This is a genomic window from Achromobacter sp. PD1, assembly GCF_048541815.1.
Lineage (GTDB): Bacteria > Pseudomonadota > Gammaproteobacteria > Burkholderiales > Burkholderiaceae_B > Achromobacter > Achromobacter bronchisepticus_A.
On sequence record NZ_CP183349.1, the window covers coordinates 3,348,438 to 3,362,161 of the forward strand.

The 13,724-nt window shown below is 64.4% G+C and carries 15 protein-coding genes; 1 reads left to right on the plus strand and 14 read right to left on the minus strand.

Translation table 11 applies throughout. The features are described from left to right. The gene (locus tag ACM1PE_RS15825; protein ID WP_054456130.1) at positions 1-879 is read right to left on the minus strand and encodes a branched-chain amino acid ABC transporter permease; all 879 of its coding nucleotides are present in this window, start codon (positions 877-879) and stop codon (positions 1-3) included. Further along, entirely contained in the window at positions 879-1,703 is an 825-nt protein-coding gene (locus tag ACM1PE_RS15830; protein WP_419343765.1) for an ABC transporter ATP-binding protein, read from the minus strand. Before ACM1PE_RS15830 ends, ACM1PE_RS15825 begins: the two co-directional genes overlap by 1 nt. 231 nt (positions 1,704-1,934) lie before the next feature. Between ACM1PE_RS15830 and ACM1PE_RS15835 the strand changes: the two genes are divergently transcribed. Beyond that, positions 1,935-2,738 (plus strand): enoyl-CoA hydratase-related protein, encoded by an 804-nt coding sequence (locus ACM1PE_RS15835; RefSeq protein ID WP_059373522.1) that lies wholly within the window; start codon positions 1,935-1,937, stop codon positions 2,736-2,738. Between the two features lie 3 nt (positions 2,739-2,741). On the opposite strand, the gene ACM1PE_RS15840 is transcribed toward ACM1PE_RS15835, so the two are convergent. The 12 genes from ACM1PE_RS15840 to uvrB all read right to left on the minus strand — a co-directional run bounded on the left by ACM1PE_RS15840 (position 2,742) and on the right by uvrB (position 13,701). Continuing rightward, a complete protein-coding gene (locus ACM1PE_RS15840; protein ID WP_419343766.1) occupies positions 2,742-3,626 on the minus strand; it encodes a methylglyoxal synthase in 885 nt (294 codons plus the stop codon). Positions 3,627-3,737: 111 nt separating this feature from the next. After that, positions 3,738-4,835: a PDDEXK nuclease domain-containing protein gene (locus ACM1PE_RS15845; protein ID WP_419343843.1), complete on the minus strand. Its 1,098-nt coding sequence runs from the start codon at positions 4,833-4,835 to the stop codon at positions 3,738-3,740. Positions 4,836-5,105: 270 nt separating this feature from the next. Then, the gene (iscX, locus tag ACM1PE_RS15850) at positions 5,106-5,300 is read right to left on the minus strand and encodes a Fe-S cluster assembly protein IscX (protein ID WP_251881602.1); all 195 of its coding nucleotides are present in this window, start codon (positions 5,298-5,300) and stop codon (positions 5,106-5,108) included. Beyond that, positions 5,300-5,641 carry an ISC system 2Fe-2S type ferredoxin gene (gene fdx / locus ACM1PE_RS15855; RefSeq protein ID WP_006395860.1) on the minus strand — a complete coding sequence of 114 codons (342 nt, stop codon included), beginning with the start codon at positions 5,639-5,641 and terminating at the stop codon, positions 5,300-5,302. The genes iscX and fdx overlap by 1 nt, the downstream gene beginning before the upstream one ends. A 9-nt stretch (positions 5,642-5,650) precedes the next feature. After that, entirely contained in the window at positions 5,651-7,513 is a 1,863-nt protein-coding gene (hscA, locus tag ACM1PE_RS15860; protein ID WP_306637041.1) for a Fe-S protein assembly chaperone HscA, read from the minus strand. Positions 7,514-7,585: 72 nt separating this feature from the next. Beyond that, positions 7,586-8,098, minus strand: coding sequence for a Fe-S protein assembly co-chaperone HscB (hscB, locus tag ACM1PE_RS15865; RefSeq protein WP_059373542.1), 513 nt, complete (start codon positions 8,096-8,098; stop codon positions 7,586-7,588). 3 nt (positions 8,099-8,101) lie between these two features. Next, on the minus strand, positions 8,102-8,425 hold the full coding sequence (iscA, locus tag ACM1PE_RS15870; RefSeq protein WP_013394595.1) for an iron-sulfur cluster assembly protein IscA: 324 nt from the start codon (positions 8,423-8,425) through the stop codon (positions 8,102-8,104). A gap of 2 nt (positions 8,426-8,427) precedes the next feature. Continuing rightward, positions 8,428-8,835, minus strand: a complete 408-nt coding sequence (gene iscU, locus ACM1PE_RS15875) for a Fe-S cluster assembly scaffold IscU (protein ID WP_054456111.1) — start codon at positions 8,833-8,835, stop codon at positions 8,428-8,430. 33 nt (positions 8,836-8,868) lie between these two features. Further along, the gene (locus ACM1PE_RS15880; RefSeq protein ID WP_054456109.1) at positions 8,869-10,080 is read right to left on the minus strand and encodes an IscS subfamily cysteine desulfurase; all 1,212 of its coding nucleotides are present in this window, start codon (positions 10,078-10,080) and stop codon (positions 8,869-8,871) included. Between the two features lie 21 nt (positions 10,081-10,101). Beyond that, on the minus strand, positions 10,102-10,644 hold the full coding sequence (gene iscR / locus ACM1PE_RS15885) for a Fe-S cluster assembly transcriptional regulator IscR (protein ID WP_054456107.1): 543 nt from the start codon (positions 10,642-10,644) through the stop codon (positions 10,102-10,104). 194 nt (positions 10,645-10,838) lie between these two features. Next, positions 10,839-11,330: a low molecular weight protein-tyrosine-phosphatase gene (locus ACM1PE_RS15890; RefSeq protein ID WP_006386176.1), complete on the minus strand. Its 492-nt coding sequence runs from the start codon at positions 11,328-11,330 to the stop codon at positions 10,839-10,841. A gap of 250 nt (positions 11,331-11,580) precedes the next feature. Then, a complete protein-coding gene (uvrB, locus tag ACM1PE_RS15895) occupies positions 11,581-13,701 on the minus strand; it encodes an excinuclease ABC subunit UvrB (protein WP_223283244.1) in 2,121 nt (706 codons plus the stop codon). Positions 13,702-13,724 lie beyond the last annotated feature (23 nt).

Genomic DNA, 13,724 nt, shown 5'->3' on the forward strand with positions numbered 1-13,724 from the left:
TCAGAGCCTCTCGATTTCACGGGTGCCGAACAGGCCATAGGGCCTGACCATCAACACCACCACCAGCACGATGAAAGTGGCCAGCAACTTGTATTCGCCGCCCATGTAGGCGCCCGCCCAGGCCTCCAGCAGGCCGATGAACACGCCGCCCACCAGGGCGCCCGCCACGCTGTCCAGGCCGCCCACGATCACCACCACCAGCACCGACAGGCCGAACACGCCCATCGACGAGGAAATGCCGCCGATGGCGCCCACGATCACGCCCGACACCGCGGCCAGCGCGCCCGCCGCCACCCAGGCCAGCGAAAACACGCGCGGCACGTTGATGCCCATGGCGTAAGCCGCGCCCTGGTCCGAAGCCGTTGCGCGCAGCGCCACCCCGCCGCGCCAATAGCGGAACACCACCAGCACCAGCAGCGCCAGCACCACCGCCACCCAGAAGCCGTAGAACACCTTGGGCGCGACGAAGGCCTCGCCTATCATCACCGGCGAGCGCGGCATGAATTCCGGCAGGCGGCGCTGGTCCGCCGTCCAGATCAGTTCGACCACGCCCACCAGGATCGACGCCAGCCCCACCGTGATCATGAATACCGAGATCGGCGCTTCGCCCAACATCGGACGGATGGTCAGCCGCTCGACCAGCGCCCCCAGCGCGCCCGACACCACCACCGCGCCCACGATGGCCAGCCAGATCGGCCATTCCATGCCGGTGGCGAAGGCATAGAACACGTAGGCGCCCAGCATCAGGAACTCGCCGATGGCGATGTTCACCACCCGGGTCGCCTTGTAGACGATGACAAAGGCCAGCGCCGCCAGCGCATAAAGCCCGCCGCTGCCCAGCCCGGCCAGCGTGACTTCCAGGAAGAACAGCATGTCCATCAGGCCGCCTCCCGCAGGCGGCGGCGCAGGTCGCCCACGTCGCCCGCGCCCAGATAAGCCTGGATGACCTGGGGATCGGCCTGCACCTGCGCCGGCGTGCCATCGGCAATCACCTGCCCGAAGTTCAGCACCACCACGTGGTCCGACAGGTCCATCACCATGCCCATGTCATGCTCCACCATCAGCACCGTTACGCCCCATTCGGAGCGCGCGTCCAGGATGAAGCGCGCCATGTCGTCGGTCTCTTCGCGGTTCATGCCCGCCACCGGCTCGTCCAGCATCAGCACCTTGGGATCCATGGCCAGCGCTCGCGCCAGCTCCACCCGCTTTTGCAGGCCATAGGACAGCGCGGCCACCGGCGCGTGGCGGATGTGGTCGATCTCCAGGAAATCGATGATGCGTTCTTCGATGTTGGCGCGCAGCGCCATCTCTTCGCGGCGCGCCCGCCCGAAATACAGCAAGGCGTCCAGCACGTTGGTGCGCAGGTGGGCGTGGCGGCCCAGCTTGATGTTGTCCAGCACCGTCATGCCGCGGAACAGCGCAATGTTCTGGAAGCTGCGCGCCAGGCCCAGCTTGGCGCGTTCGGGCGCGGCCACGCGCGTGATGTCGCGTCCCTGGAACCGGATGTGTCCTGACGCCGGGCGGTAGAAGCCGGAAATGGTGTTGAACAGCGAGGTCTTGCCCGCGCCGTTGGGGCCGATGACAGTGGTGATGGAGCCGGGCTCCACGCGAAAGCCCACCCCGGTAAGCGCCTTGACCCCGCCGAACGCCAGCGTGACCCCATCCACCTCCAGCAAGGGAGGGCTGTCGGACTGATCCACCATTTGTCTCCTCGCCTTTACATGCGAAGTTTTTTATCGACGTCGGTCTGGCGAACCCGCGAGGCAGGAGATGCAACGAACCTGTCTTTACCTACGCCAGTACAGCGCCGGAAAATCGTTCTATGCGTTACGCTAAGCGTGCTTAAAAGAAAACCAAGCAAGCGCTCGGTTCAGACCATAGCATCGCGGTTTTTGGATCGACAGTTGGTACTTACCCGATAACGGAGACTCGCCATGACCCAAGAACACCCCGCCTTCCAGACCCTGTTCCTGGAAACCGACGGCGCGATCGCGACCGTGACGCTGAACCGCCCCGACGCGCTGAACGCCATCGACGTGGCGATGGCGCAGGACCTGCAACGCGCCGCGCAATGGCTGGAAGCGCGCGACGACATCCGCGCCGTGTTGCTGCGCGCCACCGGCAAGACCTTTTGCGCCGGCGGCGACATCAGCATGTTCACGGGCGAACCCGCCCTGGTGCGCGCCACCCTGCTGGACCTGTTCACGCCATTGAACGATTTCATTGCGCGCATTGCCCGCATGCACAAGATCTGGATTGCGCAGGTCCACGGCATCGCCGCGGGTGCGGGCCTGTCGCTGGTCTTGGCTTGCGACCTGGCCATCGCCGACGCCGACGCCCGCTTCATGACGGCCTACCTGAAGCTTGGAGCGACGCCCGACGCCGGCATGACCCATGGCCTCACGCGGGTGCTGGGCGCCCGCCGCGCGCTGGACCTGCTGCTGCGGCACGACGCCTTCTCCGCCAGCGACGCGTTGGCCTGGGGCATCGTCACGCGCACCGCCCCTGCCGGAGAACTCGCGCAAGCCGCGCAAGGCTACGCGCTTGAGGTCGCCCGCCACGCGCCGCACGGCATCGCGGGGGCCAAGGATCTGCTGCGCTCGGCCGAACACGCCGCGCTGGAAACCCAGCTGGCCGAAGAGACCGCGCGCTTCCTGGACAGCGCCTCGCGCGCGGACTTCGCCGAAGGCGTGCGCGCGTTCCGCGAGAAGCGCGCGCCGCAGTTCAAGGGCGAATAGAGCTCAAACGACGCGCTTTTCCACCGCCTGCGCCCAGCGCCGCGCCACCGTCGGCGAGGTGGCGCAGGTGGCGGACTCGGTCACTACGCGCACCGCGCGTTCCAGTAGCTGGATGTCGGCCTCGTGCTGGCGCGCCACATGCGGATCCTCGAAAAAGATCACGCGCTGGCATTGGTGTTCCAGCACCAGCTCCGCAATCTGGGCATCGCCGCCCAGCGGCCCGCTGAGATAACGGTGCACCCAGGGCGTATCCTTGGGCCAGCCGCGCGACCAGGCCAGCTCGTTCAAGCGGCCGCCGGTGGTACCCGTGGCCACGCGCCGCGCAAATCGCGACAGCACGTCGAAATGCTCGCTGGCGAACGCCACCATTTCGTCCTTGAGCGCATCGTGGGCGATCAGCGCCACCGTCTGGCCGGTGAAGTTGAAATGGCGCGAAGCCGAGACGTCCGGCGGCAAGCCGGCATGGACGCGTTCGACTTCCATCCATTCGATGGCGCCCGCAAGCGTCGAGATGAACGGACGGCCGTGCGTGATGCATTGGCGCTTGAGCGCCAGCGCTTCCGGAAAAATCGATGACGGGTCGACGGGATCGATCAGGTAGATCGCGCCGTCGAACGGCGCCTGCCCGTCACGCCCTTCCGTCACCCGGGCCACCAGCTTCATCAGGCCGCCTTCGCGGCCGTAGGGATAGCGGATCAGCCCGCCGTAGCCCTGCAGCATGCCCTCGCGCACGATCGCGTCATGGGTGCGGCCGACGGTGTGCAACTGCACGCCCAGCTCGCGTATCGTGCCGGAACACGCGCGCAGCCAGGTAAACAGCGCGGCATCGGGAGTTTCGTGGTGCAGCCGGTTGGCGGCCAGGCCAAAGCGCAATTGGGCAGCGGACATCGGTAGACTCAGGGAGGTAGGGACGACCATGGAATCCTCGATGATACCGTGGTGGAGATGGCGCGCAAGCGCAAGCAATCCTGGACCCACGGCAGGCTGGGACAGCCGTGACTATTCGCGGAGCCCCGAACGTATGGTTTTGCGAAATTCGAGCATGCGCTGCGTGTTCGCCAACTCCCTTTGCAGCAGTTCGGCGTCCGGCAACAACATTCGATAATTCGCGGCCATGACCTTGCTGGGCAAACCCTCAAGCGCATACCTCGCGAGGGCGTGGCCCTTGTCAGCGCACAGGATCAAACCCACTGGCGGGTTTTCGTCGGGCAGTGTCCAATGCTCCTTGGCGTAATTGCAGTACATATGCATCTGCCCCACATCGGCATGTGTCAGAGAGCCGAGCTTCAGATCGACGATAACCAGGCAGCGCAACCGCCGATGAAACAACAACAGGTCGACCCGGTACCATGTCTGGTCGATGCGCAAGCGGCGCTGCCGCCCGATGAACGCAAAACCGTCACCAAGTTCGAGCAGAAAATCCTCCAGCCGCCGGATCAAGCCCTGTTCCAGATCTGACTCCGAATACTCGTCCTTGAGGTCCAGGAACTCCAACACATAGGGGTCCTTGATCGCGTCGTCGAGCAAGGCGGCGGCCTCTGGCTTGGTCTCGGCTCCTTTCTCCAGCATGGCCGCTCTGTTCCTCGAAAGCAGCGTGCGTTCGTAGAACTGACTACCGATCTGCCGATCAAGCTGGCGTACGCTCCAACCGCCTCGCAGCGCCTCAGCCTCGTAGAATCGGCGAGCTTGAGGATCCTTGACCGAAAGCAGCCGGACGTAACCAGACCAGGGCAATATGAAAACTTGGGACAGTTGTTCCAAACGGAATGATCGCGTCTGTAGTGCCTCAGTGGCCGATTCGCTAGACAGTGTCTGGCGAATCGGCCAGGCCAAAAAGAACGATCGCATCTGCTGCAAATTCTGGCGACTGAACCCACGGCCGAATTGTTGCGTGAGATCGTTGGCGAGTCGCTCGATCAACTGCTCGCCATAGCCCGCCCGCCGTTTGCCGCGTTGCTCGGCGTTGACAATCCGGCGTCCGATCTCCCAATAACTGGCTGTCATCAACGCGTTGACGCTGCGCGCCGCATTCAGCCGCGCAGAACGCAGCAGCTCGACAATGCCCTCATGAACGCCCGTATAAGCGCCGTGCAAAATTGGCGTCTGCCGCCCTGCCCCTTGCTTCTTTCTGGCCACGCTGCCTCCACTGCGAACAGTGATGCACAGCTGCAATCGCCTTGCGCCGTCTCGCGATCGCGTCGGCCGCCGTTGCGCACAGTGTCATCTTTGACAGGAAGATAGCGCCTGAATATCGTCCCGCCTACCGCACTGTGAGCTTTATGTCCCGCATCAAAGCGGCGTCGTGCCAACTGAATGGCCGAACCGCAATAAAAAACGCTCCCTGCAGGGAGCGCTTTGGCACGGCGATCAGTCCGCCTCGTCGATCCAGGCCATCTGGATGGCCTCCAGGATCTTCTCGCCGCTATGTGCGGGGTCGTCGTTGAAATCCGGCAAGGCCAGGACCCACTCGCGCAGCTGCACGAAGCGCAGCGTCTTGGGATCCACGTCGGGATGCGCGTCGAGCAGCGCCTCGGCGATCTGGTAGGTATCGGTCCACTTCATCAATGGCCCTCTTTGGCGTGGTTGATGGTGTACTTGGGGATCTCGACCGTCAGGTCGGCGTCCGTCACCAGCGCCTGGCAGGACAGGCGCGAGGTCGGGGTCAGGCCCCAGGCCTTGTCCAGCAGATCCTCTTCGTCATCGGTGGCGTCTTCCAGCGAAGCATAGCCCTGCTTGACCACCACGTGACAGGTCGTGCAGGCGCACGACAGTTCACACGCGTGCTCGATGTCGATATGGTTGTCCAGCAGCACGCGGCAGATCGACACGCCCTTGGGCGCGTCTTCGATCACGGCGCCTTCCGGGCAGTAGTCGGGATGAGGCAATACGGTCAGTTTCGGCATAGCGTGTTATCAGGCAATCTCATCAAGTTTGCGGCCCGCCAGCGCGGCGCGGATGCTGCGGTCCATCCGGCGCGCAGCGAAATCGTCGGTCGCGGCCGACAGGGCCTGGACCGCGTCCTTCACCGTGTCCACGTCCTGCGCGTCCTGAGCGGCGATGGCAGCCTGCAGGCATGCGTCCACACGCTTGCGTTCTTCGGCATCCAGCAGGTCGCCATCGACGGCCAGCGCGGCCTGCACCGACTCGACCAGTTGGCGCGCGTCCACCTGTTGCTCGCGCAGCATGCGGGCGCGGGCGTCGGTGTCGGCTTGCGCCACGCTGTCAGCCAGCATCTGCGCGATTTCGTCGTCGGTCAGGCCATAGGACGGCTTGACCGACACCATGGCCTCGACGCCCTTGCTCTGCTCGCGCGCGGTCACGCTCAGCAGGCCGTCGGCGTCCACCTGGAAGGTCACGCGGATGCGGGCTGCGCCCGCCACCATGGGCGGAATGCCGCGCAGCTCGAAGCGGGCCAGCGAGCGCGAATCGGAGACCAGGTCGCGTTCGCCCTGCACCACATGGATGCTCATGGCCGTCTGGCCATCCTTGAAGGTCGTGAATTCCTGGGCGCGCGCCACCGGAATCGTGCTGTTGCGCGGGATGATGCGCTCCACCAGGCCGCCCATGGTTTCCAGTCCCAAGGACAGCGGGATCACGTCCAGCAGCAGCCAGTCTTCGCCGGGAGCGCGGTTGCCCGCCAGCAGATTGGCCTGTAAGGCGGCGCCCAGCGCCACCACTTGATCGGGATCCAGGTCCGTCAGCGGTTGCGTGCCGAACAGCTTGCCCACGGCAGCGCGCACGACCGGCATGCGCGTGGCGCCGCCGACCATCACCACGCCGCGCACGTCGGCCGGCGTCAGCGATGCGTCGCGCAAGGCGCGGCGCGCGCAGTCCAGCGTGCGCACGATCAGGGGCTGAGCCAGTTCTTCGAATGCGGCCCGCGTCAGGCTCGTATCCACGGTTCTGCCGTCGGACAATTCCAGCTTCAGGCCGGCCGCATCGGCGTCCGACAAGGCCTCGCGCGCGGCGCGCGCCGCCATCAGCAAGCGGCGGCGGTCCGCCGGCGAAAACTCGCCCGCGGCAAGCCCGGCCACCACATGATCGACGATCAAGGCATCGAAGTCGTCACCGCCCAGCGCGGTATCGCCGCCGGTGGCAATGACCTCGAACACGCCCTGGGTCAGGCGCAGGATGGAAATATCGAACGTGCCGCCGCCCAGGTCGTACACAGCGTACACGCCTTCAGCGGCGTTATCCAGGCCGTAGGCAATGGCCGCTGCGGTCGGTTCATTCAGCAGGCGCAGCACGTTCAGGCCGGCCAGACGGGCGGCGTCGCGCGTCGCCTGGCGCTGGGCATCATCGAAATAGGCGGGCACCGTGATGACCGCGCCGACCAGGTCATCGCCCAGCACGTCTTCGGCGCGTTGGCGCAGAACGGCCAGGATCTGCGCCGACACTTCAACCGGGCTCAGGTCGCCCTGGACGGTGCGGATGCGCACCATGCCGGGCGCGTCCACGAATTCGTACGGCGCACGGCTGGCGCGCGCCTCTTCCAGCGAACGGCCCATGAAACGCTTGACCGACACAACGGTATTCAGCGGATCCTCGGCCTGCTGCGCGAGCGGTTCGCGCCCCGTGGTGACCTTGCCGCCGGCGAAATAGCGCACGGCGGAAGGCAGCAAGGCGTGGCCTTGCTCGTCCCTCAGCACTTCGGCGACGCTGCTGCGCACGGCCGCGACCAGGGAATTGGTGGTGCCCAGGTCGATCCCGACCGCCAGCTTGCGCTGGTGAGGCGCGGGCGATTCGCCAGGCTCTGATATCTGCAATAAGGCCATGATTCTGTTTTTATGGTCAGTAGGCGGCGCTGTGCCGGCGCCCGTGTCGCGGACGCCCCGGCGCGGCCTGGGCTATGCGGCGGGCTGGGCGTGCGCCAGTTCTTCCGCCAACTTCTCCACGAACATCCACTCCCGCACCTTGAGCCCCGCCGCCGCGTAGTCGCGGTCCTGGTCGATCAGACGGGCCAGCGTGGCACGCATGGCGGCGCGCGCCTGCTGCAATTCCGCCTGCAAGGCCGCCAGGGCGTCGGCGTCGTCGCGCGCGTCGTCCAGCATCTCGCGCCAGGTCATCTGCTGCATCAGGAATTCGGGGTCCATGGCCGTGTTGCTCTCGGTCTGCAGGTCCACGCCGGCCTGCTCGCACAGGTAGCGCGCCCGCAGCAAGGGATCGCGCAACAGGCGGTAAGCCTCGTTGGCGCGAGCCGCCCACTGCATGGCCACGCGGCGTTCCGCGGGGCTGGCAGTGGCGTAGCGGTCGGGATGCACCTGCGCCGCGACGGTGCGCCACGCAGTCTCAAGCGCCTGGGCGTCCAGATCGAAACGCGCCGGCAAGCCGAACAGGCCGAAGTGATCGTCACCAGCCAAGACTTACACCGTGAACGACTCGCCGCAGCCGCAGGTCGCCTTTTCGTTGGGGTTGCGGAACTTGAAGCCTTCGTTCAGGCCTTCACGGGCGTAATCGAGTTCGGTGCCGTCCAGGTAGGACAGGCTTTTCGGGTCGATGAAGACCTTCACGCCGAAGCTTTCGAACACCACGTCTTCCGGCGCCACGTCGTCCACGTACTCGAGCTTGTAGGCCATGCCGGAGCAGCCCGTGGTCCTAACGCCGAGCCGCAAGCCGATACCCTTTCCGCGCTTTTGCAAGTAGCGGCCGATATGGGTGGCAGCCTGTTGGGTCAGGGTAACGGACATGTTCAGCCCGCCACAGCAGCTTCAGCCGGGGCCGAATGCTTTTCTTTGTAGTTCTGCACCGCGGCCTTGATCGCGTCTTCGGCCAGGATGGAACAGTGCACCTTCACGGGCGGCAGGGCCAGTTCTTCGGCGATCTGCGTGTTGCGGATGTTCATGGCTTCGTCGAGCGTCTTGCCCTTGACCCATTCGGTCACGAGCGAGCTGGAAGCGATGGCCGAACCGCAGCCGTAGGTCTTGAAGCGCGCGTCTTCGATCACGCCGGCTTCGTTCACCTTGATCTGCAGCTTCATCACGTCGCCACAGGCGGGCGCGCCGACCATGCCGGTGCCGACCGACTCGTCCGACTTGTCGAACGAACCGACGTTGCGCGGGTTTTCGTAGTGATCCAGGACTTTGGTGCTGTAAGACATGTTAATTCTCCACGAATTTCTAGGCGCGGGCGCTTAGTGCGCAGCCCACTGCACGGTGTTCAAGTCGATGCCTTCCTTGGCCATTTCCCACAGCGGCGACATGTCGCGCAGCTTGCCAACGCGGCTCTTGAGCAACTCGATGGCGTAGTCCACTTCCTTTTCGGTCGTGAAACGGCCCAGCGTGAAGCGGATCGAGCTGTGCGCCAGTTCGTCGTTGCGGCCCAGGGCGCGCAACACGTAGGACGGTTCCAGGCTGGCCGAGGTGCAGGCCGAGCCGCTGGAGACGGCCAGTTCCTTGATCGCCATGATCAGGGACTCGCCTTCGACATAGTTGAAGCTGACATTCAGGTTGTGCGGGACGCGTTGGTCCATGTCGCCGTTGAGGTAGACCTCTTCGATCTGCGACAGGCCAGCCCACAGGCGGTCGCGCAGCATGCGGATGCGCTCGTTCTCGGTGCCCATTTCTTCGCGGGCCAGGCGGAAAGCTTCGCCCATGCCGACGATCTGGTGCGTGGCCAGCGTGCCCGAGCGGAAACCGCGCTCGTGGCCGCCGCCGTGCATCTGCGCTTCGATGCGGATACGCGGCTTGCGGCGCACGTACAGGGCGCCGATGCCCTTGGGGCCGTAGGTCTTGTGAGCCGAAAACGACATCAGGTCGACCTTGAGCTTTTGCAGGTCGATTTCCACCTTGCCGGTCGCCTGGGCGGCGTCCACGTGGAAAATGATGCCCTTTTCGCGGCAGATCTCGCCCAGCGTTGCAACGTCCTGGATCACGCCGATTTCGTTGTTCACCATCATCACGGATACCAGCACGGTATCGGGGCGCAGCGCGGCCTTGAAGGTGTCCAGATCGATCAGGCCGTTGTCCTTGACGTCCAGATAGGTCACTTCGAAGCCCTGGCGCTCGAGTTCGCGACAGGTGTCCAGCACGGCCTTGTGCTCGGTCTTGACGGTGACGATGTGCTTGCCGCGTTCCTGGTAGAAGTTGGCGGCGCCTTTGATCGCCAGGTTGTTGGATTCGGTGGCGCCGGAGGTCCAGACGATTTCGCGCGGATCGGCGTTCACCAGCTTGGCGACTTCTTCACGGGCGCGCTCGACGGCTTCTTCGGATTCCCAGCCAAACGCATGGCTGCGGGATGCCGGGTTGCCGAAGTTGTCGTACAGCCAGGGCACCATCTTGTCCACGACGCGGGGGTCGACGGGCGTCGTCGCGGAATAATCCAGATAGATCGGGCGGGTGGTCATTTCTACAACTCCTGATACTGCTTATACGGTGGCATTGGCGGCGACGGTCGCGGCCGGGGCGTTGGCGGCGTTGTTGGCGCCCCCCACCCGGTTCACGCGCACCGCGCAAGCCTGCGCTTGATTGTTGGCTTCCTGCAGTTGGCGCACGCGCTGCTGATCGACGAGATCCTGCAGGGACACCGAATCCAGGTAATCCACCATCTTGCGATTCAACGTAGCCCAGAGTTCGTGCGTCATGCACTTGCCCGGCTTGCCGTCGTTGCCGCTCGTACAGTCCCGCTTGCCGCCGCAGCTGGTGGCGTCCAGGGGTTCATCGACGGCGAAAATGATGTCGGCAACGGTAACGTTGCGGGCGAGGCGCGCGAGCGAGTAGCCGCCCCCAGGGCCGCGCACGCTGTCCACGAGTTCGTGGCGACGCAGTTTCCCGAACAGCTGTTCCAGGTAGGACAGCGAGATGTTCTGACGCTGGCTGATGGCCGCAAGAGTGACCGGACCGCTATGCTGCCGCATAGCCAGATCGATCATGGCAGTCACGGCGAAACGCCCCTTGGTAGTTAGCCGCATGGTAGGTTCCCAGTGATTCGGCAATGGCCGCAGGCGAATCCAGCGGTCAATACCCGAGTAATTGCCTCAAGTATAGCCTATTCCCGACTAATTTGGTATGGCTCCCGGCTAGAAAAAACCGCGCATTCGCGCGGTTTTTCACTGCCAAGCACCTCCGAGAACCGCCCGACGGGCAGCCCTGCGGAACAAGCGGATCACGCCGCCTGGTACTGGGTCGCGCGCTTGCGCACCAGCTCAAGCACACCCTGACAGGCGTCTTCCAGGTAGTCCAGGACCTTGCCGAAACCATCGGCGCCGCCATAGTACGGATCGGGCACGGTGGCCTCTTCGAACTCATTGGCAAAGCGCATCAGCAGCATCAGCTTGTGCTGGTAGGCCTTGGGGCACTGCTGCTGCATGGCGGACAGATTGTCCCAATCCATGGCGAGGATCAAGTCGAAATCGCGGAAATCTTCCGCGGTGACCTGACGCGCTTCACAGTGCGTGATCTCGTAGCCGCGCTTGCGCGCTGCGGCCTGCGCCCGGGCATCAGGCGCCTCGCCGATGTGAAACGCGTGCGTGCCCGCGGAGTCGATGCGAACCACATCGCCCAAACCCGCGTCGTTCACCAAATGGCGAAACACGCCCTCTGCGCTCGGCGAGCGACAGATATTGCCCATGCAAACGAAAAGTACCTTGGTCATCATGGGAGTAAGTGTGCGGGAAAACCCGAGATAAGGCAAGCTTTTTTTGCGTCTGCGGGATTCTGGCCCGGCAAATACAGTATCAATATTTTTTCAATAAAATCAATAATTTATGAAGAAATTCTGATCCCTCTCATGAACACTGAATGCAGATATCCGGGCGAATCGTGGCAGCCTGATTGCAACGCAACAGGTTTTGGCAATATTCAGCCGCTAGTCAGCGAAAAGAAACATTTAGACATACGATCCGCTGCTACACCGCCCCGTCCAGCAGCACGCGCTGCTTCAGCGCGGTCAGCGCGTCGCGCGCCGCAGCCGCCTGTTCGAACTCGAGGTTCCGGGCATGATCCATCATCAGCTTCTCGAGGCGCTTGATCTCGCGGGCCAGGGCCTTTTCGTCCTTCAGGAACTCCGCCGGAACTGCGGCCTCGAGCGCGTCGTGCTGCGTCGGCGCGACCACGCCATCAATCAGTTCGCGCACGGCCTTCTGCACGCCCCGGGCGGTAATGCCGTGGTCGGCGTTGAATTTCAGCTGCTTGGCGCGCCGCCTCTCGGTTTCCTCCATGGCGCGTTGCATCGAATCGGTGATGCGGTCCGCATAGAGGATGGCGTGGCCGTTGAGGTTGCGCGCCGCACGCCCGATGGTCTGGATCAGGCTGCGTTCCGAACGCAGGAAGCCTTCCTTGTCGGCATCCAGGATCGCGACCAGCGACACTTCGGGAATATCCAGCCCTTCGCGCAGCAGGTTGATCCCCACCAGCACGTCAAAGGTGCCCAGGCGCAGGTCGCGGATGATTTCCACGCGCTCGACGGTGTCGATATCCGAATGCAGATAGCGCACTCGGACGCCGTGCTCGCTCAGGAAGTCCGTCAAGTCCTCCGCCATGCGCTTGGTCAGCGTGGTGACCAGCACGCGCTCCGCTTGCGCCACGCGCGCCTTGATCTGCCCGAGGAGGTCATCGACCTGGGTCCGGGCCGGCAGGACCTCGACCAGCGGATCGACCAGCCCGGTAGGCCGCACCACTTGTTCCACGACGTTGTCGGTGTGCTCTTTCTCGTAGGCGGCCGGCGTGGCCGACACGAACACGCACTGGCGCATCCGAGCCTCGAATTCCTCGAGTTTCAGCGGCCGGTTGTCCAGCGCCGACGGCAGGCGAAAGCCGTACTGCACCAGCGTTTCCTTGCGCGCGCGGTCGCCCCGGTACATGCCGCCCAACTGGCCGATGGTGACATGGCTTTCGTCAATGAACATGAGCGCATCGGACGGCAGGTAGTCGATGAGGGTGGGCGGCGGTTCGCCTGGCGCCGCGCCGGACAGGTGGCGAGAGTAGTTTTCGATGCCTTTGCAGAAGCCCAGCTCCTGCAGCATTTCCAGGTCGAAACGGGTGCGCTGCTCCAGCCGCTGCGCCTCGACCAGATGGCCGTCGTCGACGAAGCGCTTGACCCGTTCGCGCAGCTCTTCCTTGATGGTTTCAATGGCGCGCAGCACGGTGTCGCGCGGCGTGACGTAGTGCGAACCGGGATAGACGGTAAAGCGCGGCAGCTTCTGGCGGATGCGGCCGGTCAGCGGATCGAACAGCTCCAGGCTTTCGATCTCGTCGTCGAACAGCGTCAGGCGCAGCGCCAGTTCCGGGCTTTCCGCCGGGAAGATGTCGATGGTCTCGCCACGCACCCGGAAGACGCCGCGGGTGAACTCGGCGTCGTTGCGGGTGTACTGCATGGCGACCAGGCGGGCCAGGATCTCGCGGCGCGAGATCTGGTCGCCGGCGCGCAGGATCAGCACCATGGCGTGGTAGTCGCCCGGGTTGCCGATACCGTAGATGCACGACACGGTGCCCACGATGATGGTGTCGCGGCGCTCCAGCAGGCTCTTGGTCGCCGACAGCCGCATCTGTTCGATGTGCTCATTGATGGACGAATCCTTTTCAATGAACAGGTCGCGCGTCGGCACGTACGCTTCGGGCTGGTAGTAGTCGTAGTACGAAACGAAGTACTCGACGGCGTTCTTCGGGAAGAACTCCCGCATTTCGGCGTACAGCTGGGCGGCCAGCGTCTTATTGGGGGCCAGAACCAGCGCCGGGCGCCCCATGCGGGCGATGACGTTGGCCATGGTGTAGGTCTTGCCGGAGCCCGTCACGCCCAATAGCGTCTGAAACATCAGGCCGTCTTCGACCCCCTGGGTCAACCCCTCGATGGCGGTGGGCTGATCGCCCGCCGGCGGATAGGGTTGGTACAGGTGAAACGGGCTGCCCGGGAAATCGATGAATCCGGGGCCTGGCGCGGACGGATCCGCCACGGCCAATGCCGCCGCGGGATCGGCCGCCAGGTTCGCTGCGGCCCCCGCCGTAATCGGGTCTATTGCGCTCTTAGGCATGCTAGACTCTTCCAGGGTAAACC